The organism is Paenibacillus arenilitoris (assembly GCF_014705655.1).
Lineage (GTDB): Bacteria > Bacillota > Bacilli > Paenibacillales > Paenibacillaceae > Pristimantibacillus > Pristimantibacillus arenilitoris.
This window is the reverse complement of the sequence record NZ_JACXIY010000030.1, coordinates 81,556-96,586: the sequence shown is the minus strand read 5'-3', so window position 1 is coordinate 96,586 and position 15,031 is coordinate 81,556. Positions and strand designations below refer to the sequence as shown.

15 protein-coding genes and 1 pseudogene are annotated in these 15,031 nt (G+C 56.4%); 12 read left to right on the top strand and 4 right to left on the bottom strand.

Annotated elements, in window-relative coordinates:
• Positions 1–180: pseudogene (locus IDH41_RS23215) on the top strand (NADP-dependent phosphogluconate dehydrogenase); the annotation flags it as partial.
• A 12-nt stretch (positions 181–192) separates the two neighbouring features.
• Here IDH41_RS23215 and IDH41_RS23210 read toward each other — a convergent pair.
• A complete protein-coding gene (locus IDH41_RS23210; protein ID WP_190865334.1) occupies positions 193–525 on the bottom strand; it encodes a hypothetical protein in 333 nt (110 codons plus the stop codon).
• A gap of 135 nt (positions 526–660) precedes the next feature.
• Here IDH41_RS23210 and IDH41_RS23205 point away from each other — a divergent pair, with 135 nt between their 5' ends.
• From IDH41_RS23205 to ptsP, 6 genes are all read left to right on the top strand, one after another.
• Positions 661–1,188, top strand: a complete 528-nt coding sequence (locus tag IDH41_RS23205) for a shikimate kinase (RefSeq protein WP_190865332.1) — start codon at positions 661–663, stop codon at positions 1,186–1,188.
• Between the two features lie 21 nt (positions 1,189–1,209).
• Positions 1,210–2,505 (top strand): 3-phosphoshikimate 1-carboxyvinyltransferase, encoded by a 1,296-nt coding sequence (gene aroA, locus IDH41_RS23200; protein WP_190865330.1) that lies wholly within the window; start codon positions 1,210–1,212, stop codon positions 2,503–2,505.
• A 27-nt stretch (positions 2,506–2,532) separates the two neighbouring features.
• Entirely contained in the window at positions 2,533–2,967 is a 435-nt protein-coding gene (locus IDH41_RS23195) for a CoA-binding protein (RefSeq protein WP_190865328.1), read from the top strand.
• A 106-nt stretch (positions 2,968–3,073) separates the two neighbouring features.
• Positions 3,074–3,649 (top strand): hypothetical protein, encoded by a 576-nt coding sequence (locus tag IDH41_RS23190; RefSeq protein ID WP_190865326.1) that lies wholly within the window; start codon positions 3,074–3,076, stop codon positions 3,647–3,649.
• 164 nt (positions 3,650–3,813) lie between these two features.
• Complete coding sequence (locus IDH41_RS23185; RefSeq protein ID WP_190865324.1) at positions 3,814–5,700, top strand: glucose PTS transporter subunit IIA; 1,887 nt, start codon at positions 3,814–3,816, stop codon at positions 5,698–5,700.
• Entirely contained in the window at positions 5,697–7,439 is a 1,743-nt protein-coding gene (gene ptsP / locus IDH41_RS23180; protein ID WP_190865322.1) for a phosphoenolpyruvate--protein phosphotransferase, read from the top strand. The genes IDH41_RS23185 and ptsP overlap by 4 nt, the downstream gene beginning before the upstream one ends.
• Here the strand turns inward: ptsP and IDH41_RS23175 are convergent.
• Positions 7,436–7,966 (bottom strand): type 1 glutamine amidotransferase domain-containing protein, encoded by a 531-nt coding sequence (locus IDH41_RS23175; RefSeq protein ID WP_190865320.1) that lies wholly within the window; start codon positions 7,964–7,966, stop codon positions 7,436–7,438. The two genes, ptsP and IDH41_RS23175, sit on opposite strands and share 4 nt — an antisense overlap.
• Positions 7,967–8,017: 51 nt before the next feature.
• Here IDH41_RS23175 and IDH41_RS23170 point away from each other — a divergent pair, with 51 nt between their 5' ends.
• From IDH41_RS23170 to IDH41_RS23155, 4 genes are all read left to right on the top strand, one after another.
• On the top strand, positions 8,018–8,455 hold the full coding sequence (locus IDH41_RS23170; RefSeq protein WP_190865318.1) for a VanZ family protein: 438 nt from the start codon (positions 8,018–8,020) through the stop codon (positions 8,453–8,455).
• A 157-nt stretch (positions 8,456–8,612) separates the two neighbouring features.
• Complete coding sequence (locus IDH41_RS23165; protein WP_190865316.1) at positions 8,613–9,026, top strand: hypothetical protein; 414 nt, start codon at positions 8,613–8,615, stop codon at positions 9,024–9,026.
• 453 nt (positions 9,027–9,479) lie between these two features.
• Positions 9,480–10,484 carry a catabolite control protein A gene (gene ccpA, locus IDH41_RS23160; protein ID WP_190865314.1) on the top strand — a complete coding sequence of 335 codons (1,005 nt, stop codon included), beginning with the start codon at positions 9,480–9,482 and terminating at the stop codon, positions 10,482–10,484.
• Between the two features lie 5 nt (positions 10,485–10,489).
• Positions 10,490–11,191 (top strand): 5'-methylthioadenosine/adenosylhomocysteine nucleosidase, encoded by a 702-nt coding sequence (locus tag IDH41_RS23155; protein WP_190865312.1) that lies wholly within the window; start codon positions 10,490–10,492, stop codon positions 11,189–11,191.
• Positions 11,192–11,248: 57 nt separating this feature from the next.
• On the opposite strand, the gene IDH41_RS23150 is transcribed toward IDH41_RS23155, so the two are convergent.
• Both IDH41_RS23150 and IDH41_RS23145 read right to left on the bottom strand, forming a co-directional pair.
• The gene (locus tag IDH41_RS23150; RefSeq protein ID WP_190865310.1) at positions 11,249–12,427 is read right to left on the bottom strand and encodes an acetoin utilization protein AcuC; all 1,179 of its coding nucleotides are present in this window, start codon (positions 12,425–12,427) and stop codon (positions 11,249–11,251) included.
• A 47-nt stretch (positions 12,428–12,474) separates the two neighbouring features.
• Positions 12,475–13,110 (bottom strand): GNAT family N-acetyltransferase, encoded by a 636-nt coding sequence (locus IDH41_RS23145; RefSeq protein WP_223829982.1) that lies wholly within the window; start codon positions 13,108–13,110, stop codon positions 12,475–12,477.
• Between the two features lie 183 nt (positions 13,111–13,293).
• Here IDH41_RS23145 and acsA point away from each other — a divergent pair, with 183 nt between their 5' ends.
• Complete coding sequence (gene acsA, locus IDH41_RS23140; protein WP_190865308.1) at positions 13,294–15,018, top strand: acetate--CoA ligase; 1,725 nt, start codon at positions 13,294–13,296, stop codon at positions 15,016–15,018.
• Positions 15,019–15,031: the final 13 nt, after the last annotated feature.

The window sequence follows — 15,031 nt, the reverse complement described above, 5'->3', positions numbered from 1 at the left end:
GCCGTCACGAACGGCGTTCCGGTGCCTGCGTTCGCAAGCGCGCTCGCTTATTTCGACAGCTACCGCACGGAGCGTCTGCCGGCCAACCTGCTTCAAGCGCAGCGCGATTATTTCGGCGCCCATACGTTCAAGCGCGTCGACAAGGAAGGCACGTTCCACTTCAACTGGATGCAATCTTAATGAAATAACCGTTTAACGATTCGGTTCGCGAGGGGTGTCCTTGTACAAGCCATATGCTGCTTGGCGCAGCCAGTCGCGTAACCGGTCGGCCTCTTGATCGCCATAATGCCTGCGATGGATAAGAGACATGGCCGCTTCGGCAAAAAAACGAAAGTTTTGCATTAAGCGTGGCTGCGACAGATCCATGAGAACCGGATCTTCGTCAGCCACCTTTTTTTTAATGAATTCGAGCGCCCAAACGACGTCCTCCCGGCATAAGGGATGATTCGGATCGAGAATTCGGTTAATCCTTCTTTCCGTAGGGTCCAGGGCGGGCAGCTGCAGTTCGCCGTTCGTCACCGGCATCACTCCTGTCTTGGATTAGGCATCATTACCATCCATACGGCAGATGCGACTTTTTTATACCCCTCGGCAGCAAAAAAATGATATGATGTTGATGAAAAACGGTTTGAAACCGCGAGAAGGGTGAAGGGGTCGACAATGGAAAGGCAGCCATTCAACAAGATCGTGCTGATCGGTTTCATGGGAACCGGCAAATCTACGATCAGCCGGCTTTTGTCCGGGCGTCTCGGATGGGCGCGCCTCGACGGCGACGAGGAGATCGAGCGGGTCAGCGGCAAGCGGATTTCCGACATTTTTGCCGCCGACGGGGAAGCCGGCTTCCGCCGGATCGAAACGACCGTCCTGGAGTCGCTACTGAAGGACGAGTCCCCCGCGATCGTCGCTACCGGAGGCGGAGCCGTCTTAAGCGAATACAACCGGTCGCTTATGCTTGATCATGCGTGGGTCGTCGCGCTGAAAGCGAGTCCGGAGCATATTATCGAGCGGGTGAAGTCCGATTCCTCGCGCCCCTTGCTGCAGGGAGATGCCGCCGAAAGGGTACATACGCTGCTCGAGCAGCGCAAACACGCGTACGATTTCGCTCATTTCACCGTCGATACGACGGGCCTTACGGCCGAACAAGTCGCGTCGGCCATCATGGAAGCTTACGAAGCGTATATTTTATAGGAAAAGGAGATCATACGAACGATGGACGTTTTCGTTACGCCAACGCCGAAACTGGCAGGCGAGATTCAGGCCCTGTCATCCAAAAACTATACGACCCGCTACTTGCTGGTCGCCGCGCTAGCGGAAGGAACGAGCACGATTTATTACCCTGCCCACAGCGAGGACAGCGACGCGATGCGCCGCTGCATCCGCGATCTCGGCGCAATCGTCGAAGAGGACGACGAGAAAATCGTCATTACCGGCTTCGGCCGCCATCCGAAGCCGGTCGACCGGCTTGACGTCGGCAACGCCGGCGCCGTGCTTCGATTCTTGATGGCGATCGCGGCCTTATGTCCGGACGTGACGTTCATTAACCGTTACCCGGATTCGCTCGGCAAGCGCCCGCATGACGACTTGATCGATTCCTTAACATCGATGGGCGTGACGATCGAGCACAACGACGGCAAGCTGCCGATCACGATCCGCGGCGGCGCGCCGAGGGGCGGGAAGATTCAAGTATCGGGCAATATCAGCTCCCAGTTTCTAAGCGCGTTGCTGTTCCTGACTCCGCTTCTTGAAGAGGACAGCGAGATCGAAGTGCTCCATGATTTGAAGTCGAAGGTCGTCGTCGGCCAAACGCTTGAAGTGCTGGAGCAAGCCGGCATCGTCATCCATGCGGATGAGGATTACATGCGCTTCCGCGTGCCTGGCCGCCAGCGTTACGAAGCGAAGACGTACTCGGTGCAGGGCGACTACCCGGGCTCCGCAGCCATTCTGGCGGCAGCTGCCGTTACGCAGTCGGACGTCATCGTGCATCGGCTGGAGGAGAAAAGCAAGCAAGGCGAACGCGCCGTCGTGGACGTGCTGAAGATGATGGAGGTTCCGCTTACCCACGAGAACGGCGACGTTCACGTAAGAGGGAACGGCAGGCTGAAGGCGGTCGAGTTCGACGGCGACCACGCCACGGACGCCGTGCTGGCCATGGTTGCCGCCGCCGTATTCGCCGAGGGGACGTCTCGTTTCTACAACGTTGAAAATTTACGCTACAAAGAATGCGACCGCATTACCGATTATTTGAACGAGCTGCGCAGAGCGGGAGCGGACGTGGAGGAGCGTCAGGCGGAAATTATCGTTCACGGACGTCCGGAAGGCGTGGAAGGAGGCGTCGAGATCAACGCGCATTACGACCATCGCGTCATTATGGCGCTCACAGTCGTCGGCCTGCGCGCCAAGCAGCCTCTTCGCATCCGCGACGCGCATCACGTGGCGAAGTCGTACCCCATTTACTTCGATCATTTGAAGGCTTTGGGCGCCAACGTCGAATGGATCGAAGGCTAATAATCCAATAAAGATTGAGGTGCTGTGATGGCTTTTGTTAATCCCGACCGCGAACGGATCAAGGAAATATTGCAAAGCAGCGACGTCATTGCCGTCGTCGGACTGTCCGATAAACCGGACCGCACGTCGTACATGGTTTCCGAGGCGATGCAGGCGAAAGGCTACACCATTATACCCGTCAATCCGAACGCCGACACCATCTTGGGGCAGAAGAGCTATCCGTCCTTGAAAGACATCCCCGTGAAGGTCGATATCGTCAACGTGTTCCGAAGAAGCGAGCATACGCCTCCCGTCGCCGAGGAGGCCGTCGCCATCGGCGCCAAAACGCTATGGCTGCAGCTCGGCATCGCGAGCGACGAAGCGGCACGAATCGCCGCGGAAGGCGGGCTGAACGTCATTATGGACCGCTGCATCAAGGTGGAGGATTCGATTCTTCTCCCGGGCGGGAAATCCAAAACCTGACTGTTATAAAATGACGGACTCTCCTGCACAATAAGAAAGGCTTCAAGAGCGGCGCAACCGGCTGCCGGCTTGAAGACTTCTCGATTGTATCCAAGGAGGACATCACGTGCATCAATACTCGCAGCAATCGGCTAATTTCCAAGGTCAACAAGGCTTTCAAAACCAAGGGCCTACAGGCTATGTGCAATCGCACTATCAAGGCCAACTGAGCCAGCCAACCTTCGGCAGACAAACGAATTCGATTGTCGGTGGCGCGCAAGGCGGATACCGCGGCATGAACCAACAGTTCGCGTCGACAAGCCATTCCGCTTTCAATCAACCGGTAGCATCGTACAATGCGTACCAATCGCATCAACCGGTTCAAAGCCACGCTTCGTCTCCGGCAGCCGCATTCGGCAATGTCGGTCCGGTTATTGCGCATTACGGCTACCAAGCAGGTTCCGATGCACAGCAATCCTTCCGTCAAAACGCGTCGCAATTCAATCAACAAGCCAATTACGGCGGCTTCGCGCAATCGAACGCGCAAAGCGGATACGGCATGACGCCTTCCCACTCCTACACTTCGTCCGCGCATCCGGTATATGAAGCGACGAACGCTTACCAGCAAGCGGGTCCTGTCATTTCGCATCAAGGCTGGCAAGCAAGCAGCAACAATTCCCCGTATTCCGGCGGAATGCGCTAACCGTCACTTCATGAATAAGTAAAGAATCATCAACAGCGGCGGGCCTTGCGGCCCGTCGTTTTACTTTGACAAATATCCAGCAAACGCTTAACATCGATATAGACGGCGAGAAAGCACTCGCTTTCGAAGCCGGTTTTACTTCGTAACCTTTTAGGGGGTGCAGCATGTTTTTCATGGGAAGCCTGCAGCAGCTGGGTAGGGCTTTCATGCTGCCGATGATCGTGCTGCCGGGCGCAGCTATTTTTTTGAGCTTAAGCCGATTGCCTTGGGATTTGATCGGATTGCCGGGCATGGAAGGCTATTTGATTGCCGCCAGCAATACGATTTTTACGTACTTACCTTACCTATTCGCGCTTGGCATTTCGCTCGGCCTTACGGGCAACGCGCTTGCGGCGGGCATGGCGGCGCTCGTCGGCATGATCATCTACAGCGGAATAACGGGTACGGCGGAATCGCCGATCGAGCCTACGGTGCTCATCGGGACGATTATCGGCATCGTATCCGGGGTAAGCCACGAACGATTCAAAAATCTCCGGCTTCCGGAATATATTCAATTTTTCGGCGGACCGCGCTTCGTTCCGCTATTCGTCAGCCTCGTGGCCCTGCTGTTCTCGATCGGCATGCTCGGAGTCGCGCCATACTTGCAGAAGCTGCTTGTCGAGCTGGGCGAGGTGGTGGCTTCCGGCGGAGGCTTCGGCGTATTTCTATATGGCTTCGTTCACCGGATCTTAGTCGTATTCGGCCTGCATCATCTGGTCAGCCACGTATTCTGGTTCCAAATCGGCGGGTACGAAACCGAGGCGGGCGAGATGGTATACGGCGATTTGCCGCGCTTCTTCGCGGGCGATCCGACCGCTGGCGCATTTATGGCGGGCTTGTATCCGACGATGATGTTCGCTCTTCCGGCCATCGCCTTCGCGATTATTCACGAGGCGCGCGAGGATTTGAAGCCCAAAATCCGCAAGACGTTCCTATACGCCGCGCTGGCTTCGTTTCTCACGGGCGTAACGGAGCCTGTCGAGTTCGCTTTCTTGTTTGTGGCTCCGTACTTGTATGTCGTTCACGCGATATTGTCCGGCATTATTATGTGGGTTACGTACGAGCTCGGCATCAAACACGGTTTTTCGTTTTCCGCGGGGGCGATCGATTACGCCATCAACGAGCATTTGGCGACTCGGGGATGGCTTATCCTACCGATCGGCGTTGTCGTGGGACTTATTTATTATTTTCTGTTCCGCTGGGCTATCCGCAGGTTCCGCATTCCGACGCCGGGACGCGAGGAAGGCTCGCAGCTGGACGAATGGGCCGGCGACATTCCTTACAGGGCGCCGCTCATCCTGCAGGCGATCGGGGGCAAGCAGAACATCGTCCGCATGGAATCGTGCATCACGCGGCTCCGCCTCAAAGTATCGAACGAGAAGCTGGTCGACATCAACGCTCTGCGCAATTTGGGCGCCGCGGGCGTCATCAAGCTAGGCGGCGGGCACGTGCAGGTCGTATTCGGCACCTATTCCGAGCTGATTCGCGAGGAAATCTTTAAGACGATTCACCGCGACCAGGCGCAGGTGCTGTTCCATTCGCCGATGCAGGGCAGGATGATTCCGCTCGAAGAGGTTCCGGATCCGATCTTCGCCGGCAAGCTTGTCGGACAAGGCGTCGCGTTCATTCCGGACAGGGGGGAGCTCGTATCGCCGGTGCAGGGCGAGATCATACATATCTATCCGACGATGCACGCAATCGGCATTCGGACGCCCGAAGGGCTGGAAGTGCTGCTTCATATCGGGATCGACACGTCCAAGCTTACGGGCAAAAGGTATTTTAACGCCGTGGTCAAGGAAGGCGATCAGGTTACGCCGGGCATGCTTCTCGTGAAATTCGACCTGCAGCGGGTGCGGAGGGAGAGCAAGTCGCTCGCGACGCCGATGGTCATTACGAATTCCGATCTCGTGCACTCGTGGAGGTACGCGCCGTTCAAAGCGGTGAAGAAAGGGCAGTCTTCCGTCATGTCGGTTGTTCTTAAAGAGAGAAACGGTGGAGGGGAAACGCAATGATTCAAGGAATAGGAGCGTCAGCAGGCATCGCGATCGGAAGAGCGTTCGTGCTGCCGAACTGGGAGTGGGAACTGCCGGAGCAAAAAATTGACGTAGCCGATTTTGCCCGGGAATTCGAACGCGTATACGAGGGCATTCGCACGTCGAAGTCGGAAATCGAGCAAATCAAGGACGAGCTTCGGGAAGTCGTCGGCTCGGACGAAACGCAAATTTTCGACGCGCATCTCGCCATTTTGGACGATCCTGTCTTCATGAATGAAATTCAAGGAATTATTCAGCGGCAATACAAGGCGGCCGAAGTTGCCGTGAAGGAAGCGATCGATCATTTCGTCACGATGTTCGACTTGCTGGACGATGAATATATGAAGGAGAGGGCGCTTGACATTAAGGATGTCGGCAACCGTCTGCTTAAGCATCTGCTTGGCGCTCCGGAAATTACGCTGCCCTCCGACACGCAGCCCTTCATCTTAATCGCCAAGGAGCTGTCGCCGTCGCAGCTGGCGCATATCAATCCGCAGCATGTGCTCGGCATCGTAACGCTGGCGGGCAGCACGACTTCCCATTCGGCTATTATGGCGCGGGCGCTTGGCGTGCCGCTCGTCGTAGGGATCGAGATGAAGCTCGAGGAGCCGATTCAAACCGGACAGAACCTGATCATCGACGGCGGAGACGGGGCGGTCTACATCGAGCCCGACAAGGGAATCATCGATTCTTACACGGAGCTGCACCGGCTTCAAGCCGAGGCGAAGAAGCGTCTGCACGACATTGCGGGCTTTCGGCCGATTACGCCGGACGGCAAGACGCTCGAGCTGGCCGCGAACATAAGCTCTTTCAAGGAGCTGGAGGTAGCACTTTCGAGCGGGGCGCACGGGGTCGGGTTGTTCCGGACCGAATTCCTCTATATGGACCGCAACCGGTTTCCGAAGGAGGAGGAGCAATACGAAGTTTACCGAAGCGTGGCGGAGAAGCTTGGCGGGGAACCGCTCGTCATCCGAACGCTCGACGTCGGCGGCGATAAACAGCTAGATTATTTCGAGCTGCCGGAGGAGGATAACCCGTTTCTCGGCTACCGGGCGATCCGGATATCGCTGGACCGGCAGGATTTGTTCAAGACGCAGCTGCGCGCCATACTCCGGGCGAGCCATCACGGACAGGTGAAGCTGATGTATCCTCTTATATCGTCGGTGGATGAAGTTCGCGCGGCCAACGCGATATTGAACGAAGCGAAGCGGGAGCTCGAGCAGGAAGGGATTCCGTTTGACCGGGGACTGAAAATCGGCATCATGATCGAGGTGCCGGCAGCCGTCATGATCGCCGACCTGCTCGCGCAAGAGGTTGATTTTTTCAGCATCGGAACGAACGATCTGGTACAGTTCACGCTAGCGGTCGATCGAATGAACGAGGAAATTTCGCATCTGTACGAACCGTATCATCCGGCTCTGCTGAGAATGCTCAGCATGACCGTCGAAGCCGCCAAGCGGCATGGCATCAAAGTCGGCGTCTGCGGGGAGCTTGCCGGCGATCTGAGGGCGTTGCCGATCTGGCTGAGTCTGGACGTGGATGAGCTCAGCATGTCGTCGCATTCGATTCTGCAAGTGAAAGAACGGCTGCTTCGCACCTCGCAGAAGGACAGCCGCGAAGTCGTTCTGAAGCTGCAGGAATGCCGTACGAGCACCGAAATATTGGAGCTGCTGCAGTCCTTCATGGAGCGCGTGGGCAGCAAAACAGCGAATGGTTAACCCATTCGCTGCGTGAGCGCGTCGACGAACGCCTTGGCGTATGGCGGAAGATCGGGCGGGCGGCGTGCGGAAACGAGGTTTCCATCCACGACGACGGCTTCGTCCAGCCAGGTCGCGCCGGCGTTCTCCATGTCGTCGCGTATGCCCGGCGTCGAAGTCACCGTTCGTCCTTCCAAAATTTTGGCAGAAATGAGCACCCATCCGGCGTGGCAGATTTGACCGATCGGCTTGTCTTCGGCGTTAAGCTCCCGCACGAGCTCCAGTACTTTCGGGTAGCGGCGCAGCTTATCCGGCGCCCAACCGCCGGGCACAAGCAGTCCGATAATGTCGTTGCCGTTCACTTCGTCGAAGGACAGGTCCGCCACCGCGGGCACGCCGTACTTTCCGATATGCTTCCTGCCCTTCTCCGGTCCGGCATAGAGCACGGTCGCTCCTGCCTCGCGGACGCGGTATACGGGATACCATAGCTCCAAATCTTCGAACTCGTCGTCGAGCAGGCAGATGACGGTTTTGTTTTGCAAGGACATATTTATCCCTCCATCTATTAAATTCTCTATCATTGTAGCGAAGGAGTAACGATGAAGCAATCGAAACTTGGCAAGCCCGCGCCGGTTTACCGTAAGGCGCTCCGTTATTTGCCCGCATTGCTATGGATGTCCGTCATATTCCTATTATCCTCCCGAACCGGCGACGAAATCGACACGATGCTTCCTCTCTTCCGGAAGCTGTTCCCGTTCATGGACGATTTCAACTGGGGACATTTCGTATCGTACTTCGTGCTCGCGATGACCATCGATTACGCCATCGGCGGGAGCGCGGACAAGCTCGGAATGAAGGTCTTCATCGTGCTGCTGTGCGGCGTTTACGGCGTGACGGACGAATACCACCAATCGTTCGTAGGCGGCCGAATGCTCGATCCCGCCGATTTGCGCAACGACATGATCGGAGCCGCGCTTTGGACGGCGGTCTCGGCGATCCCGCCGGTGAGAAGGATATGGCGAAAATTCGCGTCATAATCGATGGGCGGCAATGCGTAAAATTAGTGATGATAGTAAAAATTACATAGGCTCTCATAGCAGGAGTTTTTGCAAAAAAGGTCGAATAATCTATTCAACGCAACTCTGGGGAGCAATGCCGGCAGGCATTTGCCGCAAGAAGAAGGAGTGGACCATTTTGCAAAAGCGGTGTCATTGTGGTGACATCATGAAGATGAAGCTGCGCACAGTCATTTATTCGGGGAAGGTCGAAATCGATAACGTGCCGATCTATTCCTGCCCAACCTGCAGCCGTAGCGAGGTGTTTCCCGAGGTGAAGCCCGACCTGACCGGTCTTATTGCCCAACTCGGCGCCAAGCCGGATAAGCAGACTTTTTTGTTCAACGAATGCAACGAATGGGCGGATCTGCTTCTCGAAGCGAAAGCCGAGAAGCAGCAGACCGATCAGGACGCCGTCGAGCGGTTAATCGAGCAGCGGGTCAACAAATTGCTGGATCTATACCTGCTTGCCCAATCGCTGAACGACGAAGCCTGGATTACGGATATCAATAAACGTCTCGAGCAAATTAGCCGCCGACCGCTCTTTACATAAAACCTCGGATTTTATATACATATATGCAGCACATCGGAGCAAGGCGGGCGCTATGCATGGCGGGAGGGGCCGTCGTACAAGCACGCAGCATAGAAGATCGCTTGGAAAGGCTGTGACCGGGGGTTAAGCGAAGAGACGGAGGCGCTGAGGAGCGGATGGAAGCACTTATTTCATGAAGAGCGGGCCGAAAAATTTTTTTCGGCTCCTTTTTTTTGCCGGATTCGGACCGGACGAAGGTTATAAAATGTTGCATGACGAGGGCTAAAGGCTCATCATTTTGCAGCCAAAAGCTGGCGCGCGAGGGCTGCCAATTCCTCTTGAAAATCAATGAAAGCTCGAATTAACAAGGTTTTTGCCGTCTTTTGCTTTGCGTTGCTTCTCCCTTTATGCTATGATTACGTTAATATGCGAAAGTACGTTTTGTCAAAATCTGAGCAAATGGAGAGAAGCACTGTGACGGTAACCATTTATGATGTAGCAAGAGAAGCTGGTGTGTCGATGGCTACGGTATCGCGGGTTGTCAACAACAATCCGAACGTGAAGCCGGCGACTCGTAAGAAAGTATATGAAGCGATTGAACGACTTGGCTATCGTCCCAATGCGGTCGCAAGAGGACTGGCGAGCAAGAAGACGACGACGGTCGGAGTCGTTATCCCGGACATTTCGAACGCAATCTTTGCCGAAGTCGCCCGCGGTATCGAAGATATTGCGAATATGTATCATTATAATATTATTTTGTGCAACGCCGACAAGAAGAAGGACAAGGAGATCCGCGTCATTAACACGCTGCTCGAGAAGCAGGTCGACGGTCTTCTGTTCATGGGCGGTGCGGTAACGGACGAGCATCTGCAAGCGTTCAAGACGGCAAACGTGCCGATCGTCCTCTGCGCGACATCCGACGAGAGCGGGCAGATCCCGTCCGTCGACATCAATCACGAGGACGCGGCTTACGACGCGGTCAAGAACTTGCTGGAGCAGGGACATACCCGGATCGCGATGATCAGCGGCACGCTGCAGGATCCTTCGATCGGCTATGCCCGGTTCCAGGGCTATAAGCGCGCGCTCGAGAACGCGGGCATTGCGTACGACGATACGCTCGTTCGCATCGGCAACTACCGGTATGAATCCGGCGCGGACGCCATGAAATATTTCATTGAGCTGGACAAGCGTCCTACGGCCGTCTTCTCCGCGACGGACGAGATGGCGATCGGCGCCATTCACAGCATTCAAGATCACGGCTTGAAAGTGCCAAGCGACATTTCGGTCATCAGCGTCGACAATAGCCGGATGGCTTCGATGGTACGTCCTCAGCTTACGGCGGTCGCGCAGCCGATGTACGATATCGGCGCCGTGTCCATGCGCCTGCTGACGAAGCTGATGAAGAAGGAAAACGTCGATCAATCCAAAGTGGTGCTCCCGCATGAGATCGTTGTGCGTCAATCGGTTGGAGGCGTGTAGAAGAAATGCCGTTTAACAAGATTGGAATCATCGGCGCGATGGCCGAAGAAATACAATTGCTGCACGAGCATGTTAACGTAACGTCGCAAGTAACGAAAGCCGGCATCACTTATTATGAAGGGAAGCTTCACGACCAAGCCGTCATCTATTGCAAATCGGGCGTCGGCAAGGTGAACGCGGCCGTCTGCACGCAGATTTTGCTTGATTTGGGCGCGGATGGCGTGCTCTTCACCGGCGTGGCCGGCGCCGTCGACCCGCAGCTGAACATCGGCGACATCGTCGTATCCACGAGCTGCGTGCAGCACGACATGGATTGCTCGCCGCTCGGATTTGCGAGAGGCACGATTCCGTTCCATGCCCGCTCGGAGTTCGAAGCCGACGACAGGCTGATCGGGCTTGCGTCGGCAGCTTGCGACCGGCTGTTTCCAGGGCGCAGCCTGAAGGGCAAGGTGCTGTCGGGCGACCAATTCATCGCCAGCAGGGAGACGGTTAAGCTGCTGCACGAATCGATGGGCGGCGCTTGCGCCGAGATGGAAGGGGCGTCAGTCGCGCAAGTGTGCGACATGAACGAAATACCGTTCGTCGTTATCCGCTCCATGTCGGACAAAGCGGACGGCTCGGCGCACGTGAATTTTGCCGAGTTCACGGTGACGGCCTCCAACAATTCGTATCAAATCATCGACGATATCGTTCGGCACATCGGATAATAGCAAGACGCCAGCGGCGGTATGCAGCCAACCGCTGGCGTCTTTTACTTTTTCCGGCTATAAATCCTGTATGACGACCGCTTGAACGGCCCTGTTCTTGACCGCAATCTCGGCGCGCCGCGGCATCGGATCGAAGGAAGAGACGTTATCGAGCCAGCCGGACGGCAGTCCTTGCGGGCATGACGGAGCCCACTGCTTAAGCCACTCGTCCGGCAGCGGCCTATCGCGTCCGGCAGCGGCCTCCGCCGCAATCGGATGGTCGATCATGGTCAGCCAGACGAGCGACCAAGCTCTCGGCACGACGCGGAACAGATCGTAACCGCCGCCGCCGATGGCGATCCAGCGGCCGTTCGTGTACGTATGGGCCAGCTCGTGAAGGATGGCCGGAATTTCGGCATAGATCCGCATGCTGCACTGCATGTGCGAGAGCGGGTCGAACGCGTGCGCGTCGCAGCCATGCTGGCTGATGATGACGTCCGGCTTAAATGCCGCGATTATTTTGCGGAGCGTCGCATTAAAGCTTTCCAGCCAAGAGTCGTCCTCCGTGTAGGGCTCCAGCGGCATGTTGAAGCATGCCCCCAAGCCTCTGTCCATGCCTTTCTCATGAACGAAGCCGGTTCCGGGAAACAGATACTTGCCCGTCTCGTGTATGGAATACGTGCACACGTCCGGATCGTCGTAGAAAACCCACTGCACCCCGTCGCCGTGATGGACGTCGGTATCGACGTACAGCACCCTCGCCTGATACGTTTGCCGGATATGCTTAATGGCAACGGCGGCATCGTTATAGACGCAGAAGCCGGATGCGCGGTCAGGAAAGGCGTGATGAAGCCCCCCGGCAAGATGATAGGCATGAGCGGCCTTGCCGGTCATGACGGCGTCCGCGGCGGCTACGGAGCCGGACACGATGGCCGCCGCAGCTTGGTGCATGCCGGCAAAATAAGGCGTATCCTCCGTATTCAGTCCGAATGAGCTCGCGATGCTATCGGCTTCCTCAGGTTTGTCGTCCGCGCTTAACCGCTTGACGGCGTCCACGTAGTCCGTCCGGTGCACGAGCGTCAGCCGATCGTCGTCCAAAGCGGCGAGGGGATGCTCGATCTGCTCGTCCGATATGGCGCCGGCCGCCTTCAGCAGGTCGATCGTCAGCGTCAGCCGGAGCGGGTTAAACGGATGTTCCTCCCCGAATTTATAGCCGTGCGAGCCCGGATGGTGTATAAATACAGCGTTCGAAGCCATAACGATCCTCCTTAAAGACATAGCTTGCGTTTGCGGAGCAAACCCGCTTAATACATAAAACGCTGGCGAAATCGAACACGATCGAACTGCTCGACGGAGCTGAGCGGCACTTCTTGTCCGATTCTCACCATCAGGCAGTTCGCGGGATGCGAGCAAATTTCGGGATCGTCGGTGGCAAACCAGACCATCCCGACGGATTTCATCAGCTTCTCCATCATCTTGCGGTAGTCCCAGACCGTGAGCTTCGTGCCCTCCAGATCCCAATGCCAATAATACTCGGTCGTGAATACGATCATGTTCTCAAGCTGCCCCTCGGCGAAAGCGAGCTGGATCATCCGTTTGCCGATGCCGTATCCGCGGTATTCATCGGCCACTTCGATCGCGCCGAGCTCGATCAGATCGGGCATGCCGCCTTCGGACCAGCGCTCCAGCTCGTCCGGATAGTGGAACGTAACGTAACCGACGATCTTATCGCCTTCGCGCGCCAAAATGATCCGTCCTTCCTCGAGTCCCGCGATTTCAATGAGCGCTTCATGCTGCTCTCGCGGTCTTCGGAAAGCGTCCAGTGCCGCATGCATCGTCATGCCCGACAACCGTTCCGGCGGAACGGGACCTTCAATTACAAGTTCGCGGCCCGCGTCCAAAGCGAGCTGTACCCGCTGCGAACGCTTTCGGTGTTCCAAGGCGTAATCCCCTTTGCCGTTAGATTTGTACAGCAGTTGTACCGTCTTTTACTCTTTATAACAAACATTTGCGAAATTGAAAAGCGTAGTCGAACGGAAAAAGGATGTGCTATAATGGGAGGTGTTGGTTTGTAAGCGTATTCTCAGTGCGATAAAAGAGAGATTTGATGGGAGAGTGATAGTATGATCAACTTACATCAAGAACGTATTCCGGCGACCGCGACCAATCCGAATTTGCCCGACTACGAGCAAGCGGCCGCCACGTTCGACTGGAGCCGGGTCGAAAGCCAGTTCAGCTGGCATGCGACAGGCAAATTAAATATGGCTTACGAAGCAATCGATCGCCATATCGAGCGGGGGAAGGGCGGCAAAACCGCGCTATACTACAGCGACAACGAGCGCGAGGAATCTTACACGTTCGAGACGCTTAGCCGACTATCGAACCGGTTCGCGAACGTCTTACGGGGGCTTGGGCTCGCGAAGGGCGAACGGGTTTTTATTTTTATGCCGAGAACGCCGGAGCTGTACGTGAGCGTCCTTGGCGCCTTGAAGATCGGAGCCGTCGTCGGGCCGTTGTTCGAGGCGTTCATGGAGACGGCGGTCAAGGACCGGCTCCAGGATAGCGAGGCGGTTGCCATCGTGACGACGCCGGCGCTGTATAAGCGGATCAAGCGTGACGAGCTTCCGAACCTGAAGCATGTCATCGTGTTCGGCCAAGAGCAGCCGGGGGACGAAGGCGTCGTCGATTACGCGGCCGAGATGGACCGCGCATCCGAGGAAGCCGATATCGAATGGCTGGACCGCGAGGATGGCCTTATTTTGCATTATACGTCCGGTTCGACCGGCAAGCCAAAGGGCGTCTATCATGTCCAAAACGCGATGATCCAGCATCTGTACACCGGCCAGGTCGTCCTCGATTTGAAGGAGGACGATATTTACTGGTGCACGGCCGACCCGGGCTGGGTTACGGGCACGTCTTACGGCATATTCGCACCGTGGCTTAACGGCGCAACGAACGTCATAAGAGGAGGACGGTTCAGTCCGACCGACTGGTACGGCGTCATCCAGAAATACGGCGTAACGGTATGGTACAGCGCGCCGACCGCGTTCCGCATGCTCATGGGCGCGGGGGATGAGGTGACGCAGCAATTCGACCTTTCGAGCCTGCGCCATGTTCTGAGCGTCGGGGAACCTCTCAATCCGGAAGTCGTCCGTTGGGGAATGAAGGTATACGGCCAGCGAATCCACGATACGTGGTGGATGACCGAGACGGGCGGCCAGCTTATTTGCAACTATCCGAGCATGGACATCAAGCCGGGCTCCATGGGCAAGCCGCTGCCGGGCGTGAAGGCGGCCATTATCGATGATAGCGGTAACGAGGTCCCGCCTTACCGTATGGGTAATTTGGCGATCCGGACGCCGTGGCCGTCCATGATGCGCAAAATTTGGAACAATCCTTCGAAGTATGAAGAATATTTCTACTTGAAGGGATGGTACGTATCCGGCGACTCCGCGTACATGGACGAGGACGGCTACTTCTGGTTCCAGGGACGGATCGACGACGTCATTAACACGGCGGGCGAGCGGGTAGGTCCGTTCGAGGTGGAGAGCAAGCTGGTCGAGCATCCGGCCGTAGCCGAAGCGGGCGTCATCGGCAAGCCCGATCCGATGCGCGGCGAGATCATTAAAGCGTTCATCGCGCTTCGCGAAGGCTTCACCCCGTCGGAGGAATTGAAGCAGGAAATTTCGCAATTCGTCAAAGTCGGCTTGTCCGCCCATGCGGCACCGAGAGAAATCGAGTTCAAGGATAAGCTTCCGAAGACGCGCAGCGGCAAAATTATGCGCCGGGTGCTTAAGGCATGGGAGCTGAATTTGCCTACGGGCGACCTGTCGACGATCGAAGATTAATACGGTTCCGATC